Raw genomic sequence first — 21,906 nt, 5'->3', positions numbered from 1 at the left:
TGATGAACACAACCTTGTTCTCTTACAATTATGTATTTTTATATTGCTTTCACGCCCTAAAACGAGGTAAAATTTGTAAAAAGTTCATTAGGAGGCAGATAAAGTGTCCAATGAAATAAAGAGTTCCATTGACTATCCAATGGTAAAAATTCCAGAGGGCGAAGTAGAATTAAGAGACGATAGAATTAAACGCACATGGAAAGCTGAAATCAAACCATTTCTTCTTGCCCAGTATCCTGTAACGATGAGTCTATACTACGCTATTACAAATAAGTCTTCTTTTGAGGGAAATCTAAAACCAGCTGTAAATATTTCTTGGCACGATGCCATTTCCTTTTGTAATCTACTTTCACAGAAAGCTGGACTAAAAGAATGTTATTCTATAAGTAACGATGGTGAAAATATTATTTGCGATTGGGAAGCAAACGGCTACCGACTTCCTTCAGAAGCAGAGTGGCAATATGCATGTAAAGCAGGGACTACTGGTTATAGGTACGGAGAGCTTGACAGAATTGCCTGGTATGATGAAAATTCAGGAGGCACCATCCATGAAGTAGGCAGAAAGGAACCGAATGCATGGGGGCTATATGATATGTTAGGAAACGTTTGGGAATGGTGCTGGGATTTATATGATGAACAAGTATACGGCTCCTACCGAATTTTCCGCGGAGGCAGCTGGGCTGAAGAAGCCAGAGGTTGCGGGGCTTCGTGTCGCCGTCGCAGCCATCCAACCTTTCGCATAGACGACCTTGGATTTCGTCTTGCCCGGTCTATTTAACGTGACAATAAAGTTTGATAATTCCTCTTCACCTATCGAACGTTCATAAAAAAGCGTTTAAATACGATAAATTTTCCTGTAAAAAAGCTCGATGCTTTTCAATGCCTCTTCGTTTACACCAACCGATCAAATTAAACACATCGATAAAACGGCAAAACTTCTTGCAAATCAATAAGCGGCCTGATGGATTCATAGCCTCGCTGATAAGCCTCCATTGTTCCAGGATATTTCATGAAAATGTCACGATTGATTTTTGTAAAATCCATTTCGGTTGCACCGATGCGAACACTTTCAAAATCAATAATGCCAACCACTTGATTTTCATAAACTAAAATATTGCCTAGTCGAAAATCCATATGTATGATACAAGGTCCGTCTGGTGATGGAAGTAATTTGAGATGACGATCAAAATGTTGCAATGATTGTTCAAATAAACGCGGTTCAATCACTTCCTTTACATCTTCTACGAATGAATAAATTCCGACCATTGACTATACACATTAGAAACGGCACTGCTAAAATCCTGTTCATTTGGAATAATCGCATGCAGCTTGGCATGTTGCACTCCAATATTATAGGCTAAGGCTGCATCCAACCTCCCTGTAACCGGCACACCGTTAATTGCAGATAACAACAGTGCCCCAGTAACATCCTCATTACCTTCCCAATAATCAAATACTTGTGGTACAGATAACTCATCACGTAATCGTTCAAGCACCGTATACTCACGTTCTAGCTTTACTTTCGAATAAGGAATTTTTATATAAACTGTGCGCTGATCAACTAACTTAATTTTATAAACCGCCGAACTAAAAGACTGCGGAACATCTTCAATTGCTAATACATTCAAGTTAAATTTTCCGATTGCTTGTTGCAACTTGTCCATTCAAAACCTCTTCCCCTCTTACAAATCTGTAAGCTTTTTGTCACCTATATGAATAGTACTAGCTACATGACAGTACTATAATTACAACTATAAAGCAGTTATTTTATAAAAAATATCCCTACACATGGAGGTTTAATATGAAAAAATATATTTTAACTTTACTACCATTTATTTTAGGAATCGGATGCATCGTTGGCTTTAATACTGCTGGATCTACAGTCGCTCCGGATGGTAAGCTTGTTGAACCATTTTATTTATTACCAATGGGTTATTCGTTAATTGCTATTGGTATCATTGGTCTTGTTGTAAGTAAAATGAGGACAGTTAAGAGATAGAGGAAAAAAGAGCTTTTCTAATTAAAAATATATAACTATTAATAGTAAAGATAGTAAGGAAAGAATGTCCCTACTATCTTTTTTATCTTTCCACAATCATTCATAAGAATTCAGCTTGTTTTTTCGTTTTGGGGAACAACCGATTTTTTAACTTGATGGCGATAGGCTGTATCCTTAAAAACAATATTTAATCCTCATATGGATCTTTTTCTACATAAATTTCCTATACACATGCATAACTTGAACCGTTTCAAACCCTAACAATTTATACAACTTCTCCGCCTTACTATTCCCTTCTATATAACTAAGTTGAATAGAAGTAGCCCCATTTCTTAATGCTCTATTTATCCCAAATTGCGTAATTTTTTTACCATATCCCTTCCCCTGATATGACGGTGAAACCATAATATGATCTAAATATCCATCTTCAATGGTAATTGCTCCAATGAGTTGTTCATTATGTAACGTGACATATATCGGCTTGTTCGATAACGCCTGTTTATCTTGTTCACTTAGCGGGATTACATATGGCTTAAAATCATTTTTCACGGCTATTTCATAAAAACATGCTGCCCTGCACTCGGCATATTGTTCGTAAAACGTATCTTCATACGGAATGAACTCAATATCTACCTCTGGTTGAACCCCTCCCGTATAACACATACTTGGTGATCCAAACCATTTTTTATACCCTAACCTTTCGTAAAAAGAAGCTGGATTTTCTATATCTACCCTTACTTCTGTAACGAAAACACTCGGATTTTCGCTTTCTACAAGCCTATGAATCTCTTGATGAAGTAACGTACCGATTCCTTTTCTTCTTTCTCTTGGATCTACATAAACTTGAATATCCTACTCCCTTTTCTCTTCATTTCTTATAATCACAAAAGCGAAGCCTTTTACTCCTAATTCATCCCACACTAAAAAGTGTTTAGTTTCCTTAAAAATAGTCATCATGTTATTCAAATCAGCATCTATTACTTCCATACTACTTATTTTTACAAGTTGCTCTAAATCTTCAAACTTACATTCCCTTATCATGTACACTTCTCCTCTAATTGAAATTTCATCTTGCTCCCCAACATGAAAGTATTCTCTACAATACTTTCATTTCCTACCAAAGACATGAAAATGTACTTGTAACATCTGTACCACCCCACCAACCCTTAACACAGAATCATAAAAAAAAAAAAACGCATAAGATCAACGTCTGATGCGTTTTTGTTCATTCTCTCCACTACACCGCTATTTCCAAAATAACTTTTGCCCCGCCTAGCTTTTCTGACTGACTTAAGTAAATATTTCCACCATGCTGCTTTGCAAAGTTGTTAGCAATATATAGTCCCATTCCATGATGATGTTTTGAGTTTCTACTTTTATCTCCCCTATAAAATTGCTCTGTCGCTGCATTCATTTCTTCTTTTGTAAATCCTCTTCCTGAGTCCTCAATAATGAACCGAACCTTACTATTACTAGTTTCAACTGAAAACATCAAATCACCATTTACCGGGGAGTATTCAATGGCATTCATCATTACATTCATAATCGCTCTTTTCAAAGCAGCCTCATCGCCATGAATAAAATGTGGTATTTCTTTAACCTCTTTGATTAGGTTTAACTGTTTATCCAAAGCACAAACTGCACTTTCCTCTATAAGATGATCAATAAAGTTTTGAAGTTCTATTTGCTTAAATTGAAGTGAAGTAACTTCCTCACTTTTCGTAATGTCGAGCAATGATTTCATATACATTTCCATTTCAGCAACACTTTTCAAAATATGCTCATTACATTTTTTTTGATCCGAATCCAGCGTGAATTCATTTAACAGCTCGGCATTCCCTCTCAGTATCGTTAATGGCGTTTTGACATCATGTGCTAAAGCCGCAATCTGGTCTCTTCTATTCGTTTCCATCTCCCACTGTTTACGTAAGGAATCGTTCAGTTCATCTTTCATTTTTACTAAGGAATCTAATATTTCATTCACTTCTATTATTCTAGATTGCTCTACTTGAAAATCTAAATCTTCCTTTTGAATTTTATCGGTTACCTTTTTCAAAATCAGCATTTCCTTTGACAAGGATTTGCCAAAAGCGCGAGATAGAAATAGTACTTCTGCAACAAATAATAGAATAAAAGAGATAATCAAAGAAATGTCCGGGATTGGTAAATACTTCTGCAAAACAGGGTTTTTATAACTCGTATGCAAAGTATATAAAACGACACAAATATCTTTATTTCGCTTCATCACTGCATAGTAGTATCCTCCTCCACCTATTTCGTTGTTCTGTACGTTATCCCATATTTTCCTCGCATCATTTTTAGGAACATTTCCTTGAATGATGTTTCCTGAAAAGTCATACACAACATATTTATATTGTTTTAAAATTCGATCATCGCCTTGTTCCGCTTTTACTACGGCATCTCTTTGCGATTCAATTTGTTTTTCATAATAATTTGCCGGAAGAATCACTCCTGTGTTAACTCCAGTACTGAACAAGCTAATATGCAAAGTGACTAAAGCAATCGTCCCTATTGAAAATGCGAAAATATACCGTATAAAAATTTTGCGAAGATTTATTTGTTTTTTCACCTTTTCCATTTATATCCGATTCCCCACACTGTTTCTATTGGATTCATACCATACTTAGATAATTTAGAGCGAATGTTTTTAATATGTTCCACAATGACTTGATTATCACTGTCGCCATCATACCCAAAAACATTTTCATAGATTTTTTCCCTTGAAAAGACTTGGCCATGATTTAAAGCTAAATACTCACAAATTCCGTACTCGCTTTTCGTAAATGAAATAACTGTATCGTCATACTTTATTTCTTTACACGATAGATTGAATGTAAGACCTGACAGAAAAAATGCATTTTGCTTTTCTCTATGTTCACGCCTTACATGCGCTGACACTCTTGCACGCAGTTCGCCAATTCCAAAAGGTTTTGTAATATAGTCATCTCCGCCAAGGTTAAGACCTGTAATCAGATCCTTTTCCATTGTTTTAGCAGTTAGAAACACGATTGGACTATCTACCAAGTTCCGGATCTCCTTACAGAGTGTAAATCCATCTATTTCCGGCATCATGACATCTAAGAGAATTAAATCATAATAAGAAAATTTGTTCTTTGAGATCGTAAGAGGATTACGAACGGCAGTTACCTCATGTCCTTCTTTTTCTAAAGCACTTTTTATAATATAAAGAATGCCTTCTTCATCATCAATTGCTAATATTTTTGCCATACAGGTACCCTCCTCCAACTTCCATTATAATGCTGTTTTTACAAAATATGCTTACATTTCTTTGCGCCCTTCATAAAAGGAAAACCAGATAAGTGACATAATAAACGCAATGATCGTCGAGCAAATACATATAACTACTCCCATTTGAATATCTACTTGTAAAGCATGAAAACCATCTGAATTCAATTTGTATACAAAAAAACTATTACTCAATCTCATTCCCCACGCACACGGCATGTATTTCCAAATCACATCCCCCATCCCTGTAAGCATTAAAGCTGACAGCAAGCATTCCATAATGCCCACCCCAATGGAAGCACCTTTACTAAAGCGAAAGTTCAGAAACAGATGGAATAGATACATAAAAATCTGACATCCAAAAAGGACGAAAGATATCTCAACATAGAAAGACAGTGGTAGTTCATTCTGCCTTAGCAGAAAATGAAATCCTGCCGCAAACCCAACGACTGCTACTAAAGCGGAACAAAATCCACATATTAACAACAAACATACTTTACTAATAAACGCTTTCCGCTTTCCGTATTCTGTTGATAAAAGTTCTGTAAAGTTCCCTGCCAATGATTCCTGTTCCACAACAAAAGAACTTACAACACTAATTAGCAAAGGAAAAGCCATGGATAATGCTTGTATATAAACTGGAATCTTACTAATAGAATCAACTTTGGAAAAATAATAATAACTTAAAAAAAGAACAATCCCGATGATTGGCATCACTATATGTACCCAGAAGAAAATTGTACTCTTCATCTTTAAAAAATCAGCTCTTAATACCCTTGGTAAAGCTCTCATTTTATTTTGCCTCCTGCTTTTCAAACCATTTTGCTGTCACATAAGTGAAGAAAAGGAACAGCACTATAGAAATCACCACTCCTGGCAGTATTACATGGTAGGAAAGGAGTTCTGGTGTGAACGTTACACTTCCTGGTTCTGCATACAAACCATTCGGTAATATTTTTAAAATAGGAATCATAAGTCTGCTTGGATATGCATATGGACTAATCATCCAAATACTTTTTGTTGCCAATAGAACCCCTAAGACTCCATTTGCTCCTACATTCAATAGAACCGTCGGAAAGAGACCTATTTTATTCCCTAAAAATAAGCATATAGGAATCTGCCACATAAAAGTAATGATCAAAAGAATACTTCCCAATAATGCATTTGCCGCAGGAATGATTCGAAAATTCTCTTTATTTAATAGTAAACTAGATAACTGTATTCCACAGAAAAAAATCATGCAGGAACAAATCAAAATTCCTAAAACTAGTAATACTTTAGAAACCCATACTCGTTTTAATGAAACGGGTAAAGATAAAATGGTCCGATTATTCATTTTTTTATCCTTCTCTGCAAGAAGTACACAACTTAAAGAAAGGATTCCTGGAAGCATGTTAATGTACCACCAGTTGTAACTAGATAATTGAAAATAATCCCCCGATAATAAAAAAACAAGCAGCATTGTAGCTAATGGCGCTAGCCAGATAAGTTTATTCAAAAAAGTATGTCTAATTTTGATTTTTTCAGCTGCAACATATGGAATCATTTCTTATGCCTCCCTTTTATATTTTCTCGACACTTGTACAAATAAGCTTTCCAAGTCGTCGTTCTTATTCAGTTGCCCCTGATACCCCAATACACCGTTAGCTATAATCCCAACATGATCTGCAACCTGGCTTACTTCGCTTAAAATGTGACTGGATAAAATGACAGTAATTCCTTTGCTAGGGAAAGAAAGAATCAATTCTCTTAATTCCTGTATACCAAAAGGATCAAGCCCATTCATTGGTTCATCTAATATTAAAAGCTTCGGATGATTAAGTAATGCAATGGCAATTCCCAATCGCTGCTTCATTCCCATTGAAAATTTACCAGCCTTTTTCTTACCGGTATTCTCTAGCTCCACAACACGTAATACCTCATCAATCCTTGACTTTGGCAACCCTAAAGCAGTCGTACGAACGAGCAAATTTTCTCGTGCTGTTAAATTCTCATAAAGCGGAGGAGACTCAATTAAAGCACCGATAGAATGTAAATCGTGCCGTGTCCATGTATGACCATCAAAATAAATTTCACCAGAAGTAGGCGTAAGCATGCCCGTTATCATTTTCAAAGTAGTCGATTTCCCCGCCCCATTCGCACCTAATAATCCATAGATTGAATGTTTCGGTACAGAAAGTGAAATATCTTGTACTACCCTTTGTTTTTGAAATGTTTTGCAAAGATTCTTTGTTTCTAAAATCATCTCACCCATTCTAAACTTCCTCCTTGTATATGGTGAGTATAGAATAAATGACAATTATAAGGATTCTATAAGGAAAATAAAAAACACTGCAAATGCGAGGCAAATGAATATCAATTTTTTCTTTTCCAATGTATTCCCCTCCTTTTGTTATTACAATCTATCGTAAAATATACAAAATTGATGAAAGCGCTTTCGATTTTATTATGAGATAACATTCCTGTTAACAATGAATAGAATTCTATTTCTGCCTTGCATGTATACGAAATATTCTAACAATTATACATTACGTAATTAACGAAAATGATTTGAAACTATCGAAAGGTATCACGTTATTTCCTATTACTGTAAAACCGCGCAGGCTTTGCTCAATGTTTCACTTACTTTAATTACATAATTTATGTTAATTTCAAATTATTTTTGAATAAATCAAATAACTTTATGATGACCTTGTAAGAAATAGCCGGCTAAAATTTTATCAATATTTGTGAAGTTATTCACAAATATTTGGTTTGGAGGAAAAACCCATGAATGTATTTCAAATTATTCAGAAGACCGTCACTGATATGAATATTCTCAGTGCCATTACTTCAACAATCTTCATTATTTTGCTAGGTTTCTTTTGTCGCAAAAAAGGGATTTTTAATGATCAAGTTGGGAAAATGCTATCAAAAGTCGTATTATCCGTTGCTTTACCTGCTCTAGCCTTCACATCTTTTATGATGGACATTAATCAGGAATCTTTAGCTGAAGGAATGAACATTTTAATTTGGGGATTATTTATTTACATTATTTTAATTCTTGTCTCTAAGCCGATGTATCTGAAATTTAAAGGTGACAAGCAAGATACATTGCGTGTTTTAACAATTTTCGGTTCAACAACTTTCTTTGGTATTCCTATTGTAGGTGCTATATATGGGCCTAAAGGCGTCCTATACGCCTCCATTTTTAATATTGGTTACCGAATTTTTCTATACTCGTATGGTTATATCAAGATGAGTGGTCTGAAAATGGAAGCAAAAAATATAAAAGAAATGTTTGTAAATCCTATTGTCATTGCGACCTTTCTCGGATTATTTATCTGGATGTTCCAAGAATATTTACCTCAAGTGGCCGTTGCAGCTGCTAATGGAAAAGTATCAAATGTTGCATTTTTACGAATTGACCGGACTGCCGTTTGGTTATATAAACCGATGACTTATTTATCAGGACTAGCTTCACCACTTGCTTGGCTTTCGATTGGAGCAACACTCGGTGCTGTAAACTTCAAAACAGCGATTACAGATCGAACATCTTTCATCTACAGCATAAACAAAATTGTGTTCGTTCCTATTATCAATATTGTATTTCTCGCAATTCTTTCACTAACAGGAATTCTTTCAATGAGCGCTATTTCTGTCGGAGTTGTTGTCATTATGATGGCGACACCAACTGCTACTGTAGCAGCTGCCTATGCAATTAGTTTTGATAAAGATGCGCTGCTTGCTTCTAATGCATCTTTACTTTCTACAATCTGTGCGGTTGTGATGATTCCTGTGTGGATTATCATCATTAATTTAATTAGTGGTACAGGAATATTTGGATAAAGAACTATAATGATAATGGAGAGATGAACTATGACATTAAAAGTAGCTTGTTACGGAGTTAGAGAAAATGAAGTACCGTTTTTTAAACAATTAAATAAGTACAATTTCGATTTATGCTTAATTGAAGACTTACTTAGACACGACAATATTGAAACGGCTAGAGGAATGGATGCTGTTTTATTAAGAGGAAATTGCATAGCAGATTTGCAAAATATTAAAAAGCTAAAAGAATACGGTGTAAAATATTTATTCACACGTACCGTTGGCTACAATCATATTGATTTGCAAGCAGCAGCAGATTACGACATGCACGTGGCAAGAGTTCCTTCCTACTCTCCAAATGCCATTGCAGAACTATCTTTAACACTTGCTATGTCATTATTAAGACATACAACCTATACAACAACAAAAACAGCGAATCAAGATTTCACCGTCGATCGGACGATGTTCAGCAAAGAAATTAGAAACTGTAAAGTCGGTATTATTGGTACTGGTAAAATTGGATTAACGGAAGCAAAACTTTTTAAAGGACTTGGTGCTGAAGTGCTTGGATATGATGTATTCCAAAGTGATGCAGCGAAACAAACGGTTACCTTTATGGAATTGGACGATTTATTAAAAGAAAGTGATATCGTAAGTATACACGTCCCTTATATTCCAGGAACAAATGATAAAATGATCGATGCTGGATTCATTTCAAAAATGAAAGATGGAGCCATTCTCATTAACACTGCTCGGGGTGAACTGCAAGATAATGAAGCCATTCTTAATGCCCTGCAATCTCATAAACTAGAAGGATTTGCAACAGATGTCTTTGAGAATGAAGAAAAAATATTCTTTCAAAAATTTGATAAAACAACAAAAAAATTAGATCCAACCGTTCAAGCACTACTAGAACTATACCCTCGTGTCCTCGTGACACCTCATATGGGATCTAATACAGATGAAGCACTTACGAATATGATTGAAACAAGCTTCGAAAACCTACATGACATCATTACAAAAGAGCACACAGGAAATGCTGTTCCTTTACCGGAAAAACGAGAACTTGTTTCTATAAGCTGATTACTATATGCCATAAAAAAGAGTCGAACTGTTTCAAGTTTGACTCTTTTTTTGACCTAATTATTTATTTAAAAGACATGATCAAACGCTCTTTCTCAGGGACAACATGAAATACTGTAATTGGTCGTCCAACTGCTAAATACTTTAATTCTTCACTTAAATAACCAATCTCATTTAAAAACAGCAAATACTTCTTTGTTGAAATACGTGATAACTCAACTTCTTTCGCAATATCCTCTGTTGAAAAATACCCCTCTTGTTCCACTAGCACATGAAGAATTTTTTTTAATGTGATTTTGGATAATCCTTTAGGAATTTTTGAACGCAATTCCTTACAAGCAGGATTTAAAAGAGAAGGTACCCTCTCTTTTATTAATATTTGATCTAACGTATCTTGATCGGTTTCTTCTAACTTAGTAGTTAGTGAATGATATTGGAGAAAATTTTCTATTGCCAGTTCAAACCTTTCATATGAGAAAGGTTTAATTAAGAAATCAATTACCCCACACTCTAGTGATTTCTTAATAGTAGGTATATCATGAGCTGCTGTAATCATAATAATTGGTATGGAAAGCGGTTTTTGACGTACAGTCTGTAAAAAATCAATCCCCGTTTCTCCTGGTAAATAAACATCAAGTAAGATTAAATCAGGTACATTTTTATTAATTACATTCCATAGTTCCCCAATATTGCCGACAGAAGCGATAATTCGAAAACCTTCAAACCGCTCAATAAATTGCCGATTGATCATTGCAACCATAGGGTCATCCTCAACTATGATAACTTTAATCATCTATGTTCCTCCGTTTATAAGGTACTTCAATTCGAAAAATACTTCCGTTCCCTACTTCTGATTGTACATCAACAAGCCCATCATATTGTTTGACAATTGATTGAACAGCATCCAATCCATAGCCTCTTGCCCCGCCTTTTGTTGAAAACCCTCTCTCAAAAATCCGTTCCATTAACGCTTCATCTATGCCTACTCCTGTATCCTTCACTTCAATTAGAATCACTTCCTCCTCCTCATCATAGTGCAGAAAGAGCGTCGCTTGTTTTATCAATGTTAACGACATAGCCTCCTTGGCATTATCTAGTAAAATCCCCATCGATAATAACAAATCATGAAGCATCTCACCCATTTTCATACTTGGAAAATGAGAATCTGCATCTATTATTAACGTTACACCTTGCTCTTTTAACTCGCTCGTTTTTCCAAGTAAAAAACCTGCAACTGCTGGACTTTTAATTTTATCAGCTACAAACCCGATCTCACGGTGATAATCGGCATTTAATACACGAATAAAGTGATTAACATCCTGATATTTTTCCAATTCAATCAATCCTAAAATCGTATGCAATTGGTTCATAAATTTATGATTTTGCGCACGCAAGGCGTCAATATATTGTTCTGTTCCACTAAGTTCTCGAATAAGCTGCTGCATTTCTGATTGATCACGTAACGTTGCAACCGCCCCATAAATTTTTTTATCTATATAGATAATCTGAATATTAACGATGAATTCAAACTGATTCACGACAATTACATGATCGGAAATTGACTTTCCTGTTGTAAATACTTCTCCAAAAAACGTTGCAAAGATATCGTTATCAAGGTACCCTTCTTTCATATTGTCCCCGGTAAACTTAGCCTTCTTTATGAGTTCTGTAAAATTTAAATTTTGTAAAAGGATTTTTCGATTTGGAGTCACCGCAATGATTCCTTCACCTACAGAATCGATAATCGTATCGCGTTCCTTTATATTCGCCACGATCTGCGTAGGTTCGAATCCTAATAATATTTTCTTTAATTGCTTCGCTAAATACAATGCACCCAATATTCCTACAAAAAGGCCAAATCCTAACCCAAAGTAAAGATTTTTCTGTGCATCCCATAACTCTTTATTTATTGTTTTCTGCACAAAACCTACACAAACAATACCAACTTGCTGCCCTTTTTCATTCCAAATCGGAGTAAAGAAACGTGTGCCCTCTCCTAACACACCAACTTGCTTGGAAAAATGCTCAGAACCATTTAATGATTTTTTGGCATCCTCAATATCTGAAAAAGGTTTTCCTATAACACTTTTATCTGGATGTGATTTTCGAATTAGCTCATTATTAAGCACAACAACAAAGCTAACACCTGTCGATTCCATCACTTCCAGCGTATACTGCTCTATCTCTGGACTAGACGAATCATTAGCAACTTCATTTATGACACGGGGATCTTTCGCAACCACTCTAGCAGTATTTTTCAATTTTTCATTTACAACATCCTTTTCTCGATCCAACACATAAAAATGTAACAGAGTCGCACTTGCTATTAACGAAACGATGACTGACATTAACACCAATAATGTCGTCATTTTTTTTAATGATAATTTAGATAACCATTTATTTCGCATCATATCTAAAATCCTTCTATATTATTTTATTGCTATTTTAACAATTTTCTATTTCCTCTTCTACTTCTTCAAAAATACGTCACAAGTATATATTTACCAATCAAAGAGTGAAGTGTATCACCTTCAATTGCTTATCGAAAAAAGTTTGTACAGAAAAAGGACTAAGATTATTATTTCCTAGTCCTTTTCTTATATAAATCTCAATTTCTATAGGTGTACTCTACATTTTAGAATAAACCTTTTATAAAAGTGTACTAATCTACTTCCCAAACCTTTTCCGATACCCGCACTTTCTGCATAGTTCCTCTACTGCCTCTCTTCGGGAAAATCCATCTACTAGGTTTGTTGCTCGTTCCCCTTCGATAATCTCTGAAAATGAGTCATTGTTAATATTTCCAAGGTTAATAATGCCCTCACCATCTAAACAACAAGGAATAACCGTTCCGTTTGCTAAAATACCCGCTTGATTTCGAAGACCATAACAGAATCCCTTTCCATCGTCTTCTTCTTCATGCAGCGCAGGCCACTGAAACTCGTAATCTTGATTGATGAAGATGCGGTCCGCAATTTTTATACCTTTTCCTGGCGTAAGCTTCTCTTCAATCTTGTATGGTAAATCAAATTCTTTCTCAATGATTTCTAACAACTGTCTGTTTCGTTGTATTTCAACATTCGTCTTATTGTCTTGTGTTAAGTTCCATAGTCTGAGCGAAACAATCATGTCCGATTGGCTCGTTGCTTCTTTAATAAAAGAAAGTATACTTCGTACATATCCTTCTTTATCTTTAGAGCCCTCATGACCATCGAAGCTATGAAGTGAAAAATTCATCTGTCTGAGTGCAGGTTTATTTAATAATCTGTCTCTCTTTTTATTAATTAATGTTCCGTTCGTTGTAATGTTAACTTTAAAGCCTTTTTCATGACTGATATCTAACAATTGATCTATTTTAGGGTGAAGCAAAGGCTCACCTTTTACATGTAAATAAATATAGTCTGTGTGAGGTTTAATTTGATCTAATCGCTTTGTAAAATCCTCCACAGAAAGAAATTGCTTCTGCCGTTCTGTTGGCGGACAAAAGCTGCATGCGAGGTTACATACACTCGTAATCTCTAAATAAAACTTCTTAAACTTTTTCAATCTCAATTCCTCACTTCTTTGACTACTTATATAAATATAAATTGAAAAACCGACATAACCCCCCCTTTTTTTAGGGAGGACGTGAGCATCTAGCCGTGCATAGGAGCGGTCAGTGCCTTTTCCTGCCACATGCGATGTTTTAAAACAAAGGAAGCAGGCCGGTAGCGGTCCCGTTATACTCTGCATAGCAGCGATTCATATGTCGAGAAATCAAAATGGATTTATATAGAACAGAGTAAAATATTGTTCCCTCACTATTACAGCATAATTTTTCATAAATGGGAACATGCTTATTTGAGGAAACTGTTGTTATTATTTTTCACACTCTTGATTTAAGTCAATGCCGCATCATCTCCTCCCCGTTACAATAAAGCGAAACGATGTAACATAGGAGGTTATTTTATGACTATTGCAGTAAAAGAACAATCAAATCAGCGAAAATACGCCCTAACCGCAGGCATTTCACTGATCATCATGGCACTTGTTGCATTTTTTTCATCTGGATTCGCCCATGCAAGCCTCGTTGTAAAAGAAGATGCTAGTGCCACCTATCACAATATCATGGCAGCACCTCTCCTTTTCAAGGCTGAAATATTTGGTTGGGTCATTATCCTAATAACTGATATTGTGGTCGCCTGGGCTTTCTACGTCTTCCTAAAGCCCATTCATACAAACCTTTCCTTGCTCGGGGCATGGCTCCGTCTTATCTATGCGGCGATATTAGGAATTGCCATACTCAATTTGCTATTTGTACTGCTTCTCACAACAAATACAACTTATCTATCATTCTTGAAAATCGATCAGCTTCAAGCACATATCATGCTATTTTTAGAAGCATTTGAATCGATTTGGGCTATCGGATTAATTATTTTTGGTGGACACCTCATGATTATCGGCTACTTAGCTTTCAAATCAAGCAGCATACCAAAAGTCATTAGCATCTTATTGCTTCTTGCTTCAATAGGCTATATTGTCATTCACTTATGCAGCACGTTTTCTCCAGAATATGATAGGGTTATTTCCCTACTTCAAATTGTATTTAGTATACCAATGATTGCTGGAGAACTAGGATTTGGGATATGGCTCTTACTGAGAGGCGGAAAAACCTCGCAAAATGGATGACAACTTCCTAACAATTTTCTTTATAAATTCGCTTCTTAATTCTACTTAATGACTCTGGAGTAATCCCAAGATAACTCGCCAACTGATGTTGAGGTACACGACCGACTAAATGGGGGCGCTTCCGTAATAGTGACTTATAGCGTTCTTCAGGTGTAGAGGCAATAAATGAAGCCAATTCATCTTGCATATCACCTAGTTTTTCCTCAATCATCTTGCGGGTCATTGTTTCCAATTGTGTATATTTGTTATACATGTCTTTTTCAGTATCAAGGTCACCAACGACTACTATACAATCTTCTAGACAAGTTAAAGAATAAGGAGATGACTTGTCTTGTTTATGGTGGTGAAAATTCGCAATCGCTTGTTCTTCTATATAAAAGTTTGATGTGACTTCTTTTCCCGCTTCATCTATCGAATACTGCCGAACGCAGCCCTGCAATACGAAATAACATTTCGTAGAAACATCTCCTTGTCTAAGGAGCATTGTTCCTTTTTTATATTCTTCAATAAGTATCTCTCTAACAATTTCTTGTTGCTCCGCTTCGCTAAACGTTGTAAATTTAATCAAATACTTCAATAATATTTTTTCCATATTGATTTCCTTTCAGCTCTTGATTCACTTTTTTAAATTCAATTCGTGATAGAATCTGAATATCCTCGTATCTAGTATAGGTTTTATAATTTTGTAGAATCAGCAATATTTCAGTTTGCTTAACAGATACACCCAATGCCAATTATAATGAATTTTTGAAAGCGTATTAATTTCCACAAAAAAGTAAGATACAATAGAACAAAAAAAGAAATGTATAGTTATGAATTTGAAAAGCTATAGGAGTATAAAAAAATGAAAAATAAACTTCAAGAACTCAATAAACAAAAAAAACCGTTATTCGTCACTGTGTATGACCAGTTGTATAAATTAATCACGGATGGAACATTTCCTCCAGACAGTAAGCTTCCAACAGAACCCGAATTAGCAAAAGTATTCGGTGTAAGCAGAATGACATTACGGCATGCTTTAGCACTTTTGCAGGAAGATGGCTTAGTGAAAAATATCCATGGAAAAGGAAATTTCATTACAAAATTTCATCATAATGAAAGTATGGATGGCTTGGAGAAGTTAGGGAATCCCTTATATAAATGCTATACGGAAAAAATAGATGATATCGAACTTATTTTCCGAATTGACCTAGTCACAGACTATGCCATGCAAGTATTAAATCAAGAAATGACTGCCGTGGTTGCGTTGGAACGCTGGTATAAAAATAATGATAACATCGTAGCCTTTGCTTTTACAATGATGCCAATAGAAGCTGTTTCGAAGTTAAATCTTGACTTACAAAACGAGAAGCAAGTATTAGAAATGTTAGAGGAGAAAATCTATGAACTCGCTAATTCCTCTACTATCGAAATTAAACGTTCTAGTTCCGTCAATACTCCGTCGTCATTAAAATATCAGCTTTTCCACGGAGAAGAATGTGATTTAATTTTAGAAAGTGTCTATATTAGCGATAAATATCCTGTCGTTTATAATAAATATTATATACCAATCGAATTTAGTCAGATTAAGATTAAAACATCGAAGTAATCAGAAGAAGCGGTCAGGTCCTATTTACAAAGTGAAACTTTCCTCAGCTAGGGTCTTACTGCCCACGAATAGCGAGATGAAATGTTGTACCTTATATAAGGGTTTCGAGAAGAATAGATAAAGCATAAATATTTACGCTTTATCTATTCTTTTTGTACTACATACGCCCCCTCTTTCTACTATAACTTTTAAGTTTTACCACAACAAAAGTCAAATTAAACAACCTTTCGTATTCATGAATCATATGGTTATAATTATTTGTGGAATAAATTAATCAAAAAAAATTGATTAATTTATTGTGTTGAACAAAAAATCTATCGTATAATAAAAACATCAATAAAAATTGATGAACGAGGTTAGATAATATGAATAAACAATTTGAACAATATGAGAAGAAATTTAAAGCCCTTGCAGATCAAAAAAGATTAGAGATTATGTATGAACTTTGTCAAAGGGGAAGAACTTGTGTATGTGATTTAACAGAAATATTTGGGATGACACAATCTAAGTTATCTTATCACTTAAAAATTTTGTTAGATGCAAATTTAATAATCAAAGAAACGGAAGGTACTTGGAGTTACTACGATTTAAACGACACTGAAGTAAATAACTTATTATCAGAAGAACTTTGTTGTATTTTTAGAAAAACAGGAAAAGGAACTTGTTGCTAAAATTTTTAAACTTTATATCAATTTTTTTTGATTAATATAAAATCTAAGGAGGAGTTTTTGATGAAATACGTACATGTTGGGGTTAATGTTACAAACCTAGAAAAATCTATTGAATTCTACGGAAAAGTATTTGGAGTAAAACCCGTTAAAGTAAAGAATGATTATGCAAAATTCTTATTGGAAACTCCAGGATTACATTTCACCTTAAATGTAATAGATAATGTAAATGGAAATCAAATCAATCATTTTGGATTCCAATTAGAAAATGAAGAAGAAATAAAGATCCATAAGCACCGTTTAGAAAAAGAAGGCTTGTTCACACGGGACGAGATAAATACAACATGCTGCTATGCCGTACAAGATAAGTTTTGGATAACTGACCCAGATGGTAACGAATGGGAATTCTTCTATACAAAGGCGGACAGCGACGTTCATAAGATAGAACCTACATCTTGCTGTTAATCTGAAAGGAGAACTTCATGAAACGATTATCATTTTTAGATCGATACTTAACCATTTGGATTTTTCTTGCTATGGCTATAGGAATCGGTACAGGAATACTATTTCCACAAATCACAAGTAGCTTAAATAATTTACAAGTGGGGACAACATCTATTCCACTTGCCATAGGTTTAATTTTAATGATGTATCCTCCTTTAGCGAAGGTTCGTTATGAAGAGATGGGGAGAGTTTTTAAAGATGTAAAAGTATTGCTTTTATCACTTGTTCAAAACTGGATTGTTGGTCCTGTTCTGATGTTTGCTTTAGCGGTAATATTTTTACCAGATAAGCCAGAATATATGGTGGGCTTAATTATGATTGGTTTAGCCCGTTGCATCGCTATGGTCATTGTTTGGAACGACCTAGCAAAAGGTGATACAGAATATGCAGCTGGATTAGTTGCTTTTAACTCGGTTTTTCAAATGTTATTTTTCTCAATATATGCGTATGTATTTGTAACAGTAATTCCAGAATGGCTAGGAATTGAAGGTGCTGTTGTAGATATCACAATGGCAGAGGTTGCAAAGTCAGTCTTTATTTATCTAGGAATTCCGTTCATTGCTGGAATGCTAACACGCTTGTTTTTTACAAAAACTAAAGGGCGAGAATGGTATGAAAAAGTATTCATTCCAAAGATTAGCCCAATTACATTAATCGCATTACTATTTACAATTATTGTGATGTTCTCCTTAAAAGGTGAGGTTATTGTTAGTGTACCGCTTGATGTTGTACGTATTGCCATTCCATTACTCATTTATTTTGTACTCATGTTCTTTGTCTCTTTCTTTATGGGCAAAAAGATTGGCGCAAGTTATGGAGTAACAACAACATTAGCTTTTACCGCTGGAAGCAACAACTTTGAATTAGCAATTGCCGTTGCTGTAGGTGTATTTGGAATTCAGTCAGGCGCAGCGTTTGCAGCAGTTGTTGGGCCGTTAGTAGAAGTTCCCGTTATGATTGCTCTTGTAAATGTAGCACTTTGGTTCCAGCGTAAGTACTTTCAGACACAGCCAAGATAAATATTCATAGTAAAGGTGGATGTAAAATGGATAACAAAAAAATAATTTATTTCTTATGTACAGGGAATTCCTGCCGTAGTCAAATGGCTGAAGCTTGGGGTGAAAAATATTTAGGTGACAAATGGAACGTGCTGTCTGCAGGTATTGAAGCACACGGTGTAAATCCTAATGCAGTTAAAGCGATGAAAGAGGTAGGTATCGATATTACTGCTCAAACATCTGATACTATTAATCCAGAAATTTTAAATAATGCAGATCTTATTGTAACTCTTTGTGGTCACGCGAATGATGTGTGCCCAACAACACCTCCACATGTAAAACGAGTTCATTGGGGATTTGACGATCCAGCAGGAAAAGAATGGTCTGTATTTCAAAAAGTTCGTGATGAAATCGGTGAACGTATTAAGAAGTTCGCTAAAACAGGAGAATAATCACCTCAATTTGATTATAATAGTTAATAACGAATACTCTAATAAGAGAACCCTTACTTTATAAGGATTCTCTTATTAGAAATCTAACTTTAGTTTTCCCGCATAACAAATTATTCCTCAAACCTTGGCTGTGCAAAACCCATTCTACACATGGACCATTGAAACGTTGTCTTTTGAATTTCATCAAAACTATCCCACAAGTTATTTACGAAACGCAGTTCAACATTGCGTTTAAACAATTCTTGAAATACATCAACGACTTCTAATTTAGCGATTGGAATTTGCGATGTTTCACTTACATAATAACCAGCATTCTCATCTTGCAGTGTGAACTGCTTTGTATCAAATTCATACAAATATAATTTCGTATGTTTCATTGTTTCAAACCATTTATTTTCAATAACCACTACATGAGAACATGACTTTGATGATATATATGTTTGCTTGTCAATTTCAGATGTATTTGGACCAACACGATAGCAAACACGTGGACAATTTCTAGGCATCAAAAAATTAGGTAAGCATCGATCTTCTATTGCCCATACAAGCCCTTTCGTTGGATCTAAATCCGTTCGAGTCGGTTTTCGAGGATGAAACTCTTGAATATCACTCTCTTCACTTACATGGAATATCCGCACATGCTTCCCTCCTTGAATTGCTTCATCAGTCGTCATTGTTCTTTTCATTGTACGCCCTCTTTTCTATATTGGTCGTAACGTTACGTTTCTTGTGCATACCTTTATTTTTGCATTATTACGAAAAAAGATATAGACTTATAATTCAGTTTTTTACATCATGTAGGTAGTGTCATGTCTTTTTTAATATAAAATCAAGCCAGATATCCCTAGTTGGATTTCTGGCTTTTTTAATTCTTAAAATAGTAAAGCTTTCTGTTCAAATCAACAATTTAATTTGCCACCGCTTTTTTTGTAACAAAACAGACAAATTCCGAAAGAAAGATGGGTTGTGAGCAAAAGAAAGGTATGGTATCCTTTTCATTGTTAAGATATATACAAGTTTTTAGACAACTGTACAATGTTGTATATCACAACAGGTTATCATGCATAATCATGAAAGCGGAATCAAACATAAGATGCTTTTCACGCGAATGCTTCCTTGTAAACATCATAAGAACAAGGTATGGTATCCTTTTCACATTTTAGATATATACAACTATACGATATTGTAATGGGTTATCACGCATGATTATGAAAGCGGCATCAAAATGTAAGTTTTTTTCAGTTATTCATGCAATCGCTTCCTTTTTGAACATCATAAAAAGGAAAAAACAAAAATGGGTACAACTGTGCACAAGGAAATCCCACCTATGAAGCAAATGGCGTAGAAATTACTGAAGCCATCCAATTAATTGATAGTTAGACAATCATGATTTAGAAAGATCATTTCCTAAATCACAAAAGGAGAGGAATATCGCTATGTCTACAATAAATGCAGATGTAAGTATGAAGAAAACTCAGGAATATAGTGCTAAGAAAGCAGTACCTGTTACCTTACTATTATTTCTATTATGTTTAGTAATTGATAATTCGTTTAAGATTATTTCTGTTGATATGGCAAAAGATTTTAACATTTCAGCGACAACAGTTAGCTGGCAAGCAACATTAGCTGGTCTTGTGATTGGAATTGGAGCAGTCGTTTACGCAGCTTTAGCGGATTCTATTAGTTTTAGAAAACTTTTTAGCGCTGGGATTATTTTAATCTGCGCTGGTTCCATCATGGGATATATTTTTCAACATTCGTTTTTACTAGTTGTTATTTCACGTATTGTCCAAACTGCTGGTTTAGCATCAGCTGAAACGTTATATGTAATATTTGTCACAAAGCATTTACCTGCAGATGAACAAAAGAAATTTTTAGGATTAAGTACAAGTAGTTTTGCTCTTTCACAGCTTATCGGTGCATTAACTGGTGGTTATGTTTCAACATATTTCCATTGGACAACTCTATTTTTAATTTCTTTAGTAACACTTTTAACTCTTCCTTTTATTTTAAAATACCTTCCTAAGGAAGAAACGGAAAACAGTCATGTAGATATATTAGGATTATTTCTAGTTGGAGCCATTTCAGCGTCCCTACTACTATATATTACAGATTTCAATTGGATGTACCTGATCTTGTTTATTGTTGCAATTGCCTTGTTCCTTACTTATATTAGTAAGAACTCAAAAGCTTTTATCGGAATCTCATTCTTCCAAAATAAGCAGTTTATCTCATTGCTTGGCGTTGCGTTTATCATTTATTCTGTACAGTTAGCATATATATTCCTATTTCCATTCTTGCTTGAAAAGATTTATGGCTTGCAGTTAGATACAATTTCACTATTATTAATTCCAGGCTATATCGCAGCGACTATCGTTGGGGCTCTTTCAGGAAAAGTTGCGAAGGTTATGGGAAGCAAGCAATGTATTACAATCGCTATGTGCAGCATTATGATCAGCTTACTATTAGGCGGATTCTTTATCAAAACTTCTGTTGTTGTATTCGTAATCTCTATGGTTCTATTCTCTAGCTCATTTGCATTCATGTATGCTCCATTACTTGAGTCTTGCATTTGTACAATTGATAAAGAAAAAACAGGAACAGCAATCGGATTTTATAACTTAACACTGAATGTTGCGATGTCAATCGGAATTGCCTACACAGCGGCAATGATGGACCATTCCGCAATGAAAAAAAGTTTCTTCGGAATGACAAACAATGTGGATGCTTCCATGTTTAGTAATATCCTATTCATTCTCGTATTCATTGCCCTTTTCAGCTTATCTCTGTACTGGGTATTAGTAGGTCGAAAAGCGACAAAATAGGTTGCGTTTTTCAGTTGGACAAGTTATCTATAAGTTAACTAATT

Annotated in this window: 23 protein-coding genes and 2 pseudogenes; 11 read left to right on the top strand and 14 right to left on the bottom strand. The window is 34.9% G+C overall.

Going from position 1 to position 21,906, the window contains the following annotated elements; genetic code table 11:
* Positions 1 to 139: 139 nt before the first annotated feature.
* Positions 140 to 778 (top strand): formylglycine-generating enzyme family protein, encoded by a 639-nt coding sequence (locus V7024_RS15595; protein ID WP_335521552.1) that lies wholly within the window; start codon positions 140 to 142, stop codon positions 776 to 778.
* 43 nt (positions 779 to 821) lie between these two features.
* Here V7024_RS15595 and V7024_RS15590 read toward each other — a convergent pair.
* Positions 822 to 1,664 (bottom strand): annotated as a pseudogene (locus V7024_RS15590) (phosphotransferase family protein).
* Positions 1,665 to 1,801: 137 nt separating this feature from the next.
* Between V7024_RS15590 and V7024_RS15585 the strand changes: the two are divergent.
* Positions 1,802 to 1,999, top strand: coding sequence for a DUF3955 domain-containing protein (locus V7024_RS15585; protein WP_335521514.1), 198 nt, complete (start codon positions 1,802 to 1,804; stop codon positions 1,997 to 1,999).
* A gap of 210 nt (positions 2,000 to 2,209) precedes the next feature.
* Here the strand turns inward: V7024_RS15585 and V7024_RS15580 are convergent, their stop codons facing one another.
* From V7024_RS15580 to V7024_RS15545, 8 genes and pseudogenes are all read right to left on the bottom strand, one after another.
* On the bottom strand, positions 2,210 to 2,662 hold the full coding sequence (locus V7024_RS15580; RefSeq protein WP_335521512.1) for a GNAT family N-acetyltransferase: 453 nt from the start codon (positions 2,660 to 2,662) through the stop codon (positions 2,210 to 2,212).
* Between the two features lie 27 nt (positions 2,663 to 2,689).
* Positions 2,690 to 2,848 (bottom strand): annotated as a pseudogene (locus V7024_RS15575) (GNAT family N-acetyltransferase); the annotation flags it as partial.
* Between the two features lie 3 nt (positions 2,849 to 2,851).
* A complete protein-coding gene (locus tag V7024_RS15570) occupies positions 2,852 to 3,040 on the bottom strand; it encodes a hypothetical protein (RefSeq protein WP_335521510.1) in 189 nt (62 codons plus the stop codon).
* Positions 3,041 to 3,236: 196 nt separating this feature from the next.
* Positions 3,237 to 4,598, bottom strand: a complete 1,362-nt coding sequence (locus tag V7024_RS15565) for a sensor histidine kinase (protein ID WP_335521508.1) — start codon at positions 4,596 to 4,598, stop codon at positions 3,237 to 3,239.
* Positions 4,586 to 5,248 (bottom strand): response regulator transcription factor, encoded by a 663-nt coding sequence (locus V7024_RS15560; protein ID WP_335521506.1) that lies wholly within the window; start codon positions 5,246 to 5,248, stop codon positions 4,586 to 4,588. The genes V7024_RS15565 and V7024_RS15560 overlap by 13 nt, the downstream gene beginning before the upstream one ends.
* A gap of 51 nt (positions 5,249 to 5,299) precedes the next feature.
* Positions 5,300 to 6,058 carry a lantibiotic immunity ABC transporter MutG family permease subunit gene (locus V7024_RS15555; RefSeq protein WP_335521504.1) on the bottom strand — a complete coding sequence of 253 codons (759 nt, stop codon included), beginning with the start codon at positions 6,056 to 6,058 and terminating at the stop codon, positions 5,300 to 5,302.
* Between the two features lies 1 nt (position 6,059).
* Positions 6,060 to 6,812, bottom strand: coding sequence for a lantibiotic immunity ABC transporter MutE/EpiE family permease subunit (locus tag V7024_RS15550; RefSeq protein ID WP_335521502.1), 753 nt, complete (start codon positions 6,810 to 6,812; stop codon positions 6,060 to 6,062).
* 3 nt (positions 6,813 to 6,815) lie between these two features.
* Complete coding sequence (locus tag V7024_RS15545; RefSeq protein ID WP_335521500.1) at positions 6,816 to 7,520, bottom strand: lantibiotic protection ABC transporter ATP-binding protein; 705 nt, start codon at positions 7,518 to 7,520, stop codon at positions 6,816 to 6,818.
* Between the two features lie 515 nt (positions 7,521 to 8,035).
* Here V7024_RS15545 and V7024_RS15540 point away from each other — a divergent pair.
* Together V7024_RS15540 and V7024_RS15535 are read left to right on the top strand one after the other, a co-directional pair.
* Complete coding sequence (locus V7024_RS15540; RefSeq protein ID WP_335521498.1) at positions 8,036 to 9,094, top strand: AEC family transporter; 1,059 nt, start codon at positions 8,036 to 8,038, stop codon at positions 9,092 to 9,094.
* Positions 9,095 to 9,124: 30 nt separating this feature from the next.
* Complete coding sequence (locus V7024_RS15535; protein WP_335521497.1) at positions 9,125 to 10,159, top strand: 2-hydroxyacid dehydrogenase; 1,035 nt, start codon at positions 9,125 to 9,127, stop codon at positions 10,157 to 10,159.
* 64 nt (positions 10,160 to 10,223) lie between these two features.
* On the opposite strand, the gene V7024_RS15530 is transcribed toward V7024_RS15535, so the two are convergent.
* The 3 genes from V7024_RS15530 to V7024_RS15520 form a co-directional block, all read right to left on the bottom strand.
* Positions 10,224 to 10,952 carry a response regulator gene (locus V7024_RS15530; RefSeq protein WP_335521494.1) on the bottom strand — a complete coding sequence of 243 codons (729 nt, stop codon included), beginning with the start codon at positions 10,950 to 10,952 and terminating at the stop codon, positions 10,224 to 10,226.
* A complete protein-coding gene (locus V7024_RS15525) occupies positions 10,945 to 12,570 on the bottom strand; it encodes a sensor histidine kinase (protein WP_335521492.1) in 1,626 nt (541 codons plus the stop codon). Before V7024_RS15525 ends, V7024_RS15530 begins: the two co-directional genes overlap by 8 nt.
* 256 nt (positions 12,571 to 12,826) lie before the next feature.
* Positions 12,827 to 13,705: a radical SAM/SPASM domain-containing protein gene (locus V7024_RS15520; protein WP_335521490.1), complete on the bottom strand. Its 879-nt coding sequence runs from the start codon at positions 13,703 to 13,705 to the stop codon at positions 12,827 to 12,829.
* Positions 13,706 to 14,107: 402 nt separating this feature from the next.
* On the opposite strand from V7024_RS15520, the gene V7024_RS15515 reads away from it, so the two are divergent.
* Positions 14,108 to 14,827, top strand: coding sequence for a DUF4386 domain-containing protein (locus tag V7024_RS15515; protein ID WP_335521488.1), 720 nt, complete (start codon positions 14,108 to 14,110; stop codon positions 14,825 to 14,827).
* 7 nt (positions 14,828 to 14,834) lie between these two features.
* Here V7024_RS15515 and V7024_RS15510 read toward each other — a convergent pair whose 3' ends face one another.
* Positions 14,835 to 15,419: a Crp/Fnr family transcriptional regulator gene (locus tag V7024_RS15510; RefSeq protein WP_335521486.1), complete on the bottom strand. Its 585-nt coding sequence runs from the start codon at positions 15,417 to 15,419 to the stop codon at positions 14,835 to 14,837.
* A 252-nt stretch (positions 15,420 to 15,671) separates the two neighbouring features.
* Between V7024_RS15510 and V7024_RS15505 the strand changes: the two genes are divergently transcribed.
* From V7024_RS15505 to arsC, 5 genes are all read left to right on the top strand, one after another.
* Positions 15,672 to 16,415: a GntR family transcriptional regulator gene (locus V7024_RS15505; protein WP_335521484.1), complete on the top strand. Its 744-nt coding sequence runs from the start codon at positions 15,672 to 15,674 to the stop codon at positions 16,413 to 16,415.
* A 365-nt stretch (positions 16,416 to 16,780) separates the two neighbouring features.
* Positions 16,781 to 17,086 carry an arsenical resistance operon transcriptional regulator ArsR gene (gene arsR / locus V7024_RS15500; RefSeq protein ID WP_335521482.1) on the top strand — a complete coding sequence of 102 codons (306 nt, stop codon included), beginning with the start codon at positions 16,781 to 16,783 and terminating at the stop codon, positions 17,084 to 17,086.
* A 60-nt stretch (positions 17,087 to 17,146) separates the two neighbouring features.
* Positions 17,147 to 17,548: an ArsI/CadI family heavy metal resistance metalloenzyme gene (locus V7024_RS15495; RefSeq protein ID WP_335521480.1), complete on the top strand. Its 402-nt coding sequence runs from the start codon at positions 17,147 to 17,149 to the stop codon at positions 17,546 to 17,548.
* A gap of 17 nt (positions 17,549 to 17,565) precedes the next feature.
* On the top strand, positions 17,566 to 18,606 hold the full coding sequence (gene arsB / locus V7024_RS15490) for an ACR3 family arsenite efflux transporter (RefSeq protein WP_335521477.1): 1,041 nt from the start codon (positions 17,566 to 17,568) through the stop codon (positions 18,604 to 18,606).
* 26 nt (positions 18,607 to 18,632) lie between these two features.
* Entirely contained in the window at positions 18,633 to 19,037 is a 405-nt protein-coding gene (arsC, locus tag V7024_RS15485; protein ID WP_335521475.1) for an arsenate reductase (thioredoxin), read from the top strand.
* Between the two features lie 110 nt (positions 19,038 to 19,147).
* Here the strand turns inward: arsC and V7024_RS15480 are convergent, their stop codons facing one another.
* Positions 19,148 to 19,723 carry a DUF6886 family protein gene (locus V7024_RS15480; RefSeq protein ID WP_335521473.1) on the bottom strand — a complete coding sequence of 192 codons (576 nt, stop codon included), beginning with the start codon at positions 19,721 to 19,723 and terminating at the stop codon, positions 19,148 to 19,150.
* Positions 19,724 to 20,473: 750 nt separating this feature from the next.
* Between V7024_RS15480 and V7024_RS15475 the strand changes: the two genes are divergently transcribed.
* The gene (locus tag V7024_RS15475) at positions 20,474 to 21,862 is read left to right on the top strand and encodes an MFS transporter (protein ID WP_335521471.1); all 1,389 of its coding nucleotides are present in this window, start codon (positions 20,474 to 20,476) and stop codon (positions 21,860 to 21,862) included.
* Positions 21,863 to 21,906: the final 44 nt, after the last annotated feature.

This window comes from Bacillus sp. JJ864, from assembly GCF_036963045.1.
GTDB lineage: Bacteria > Bacillota > Bacilli > Bacillales > Bacillaceae_G > Bacillus_A > Bacillus_A pseudomycoides_C.
The sequence above is the reverse complement of the archived record's forward strand: the minus strand, read 5'-3'. Positions and strand labels throughout refer to the sequence as shown.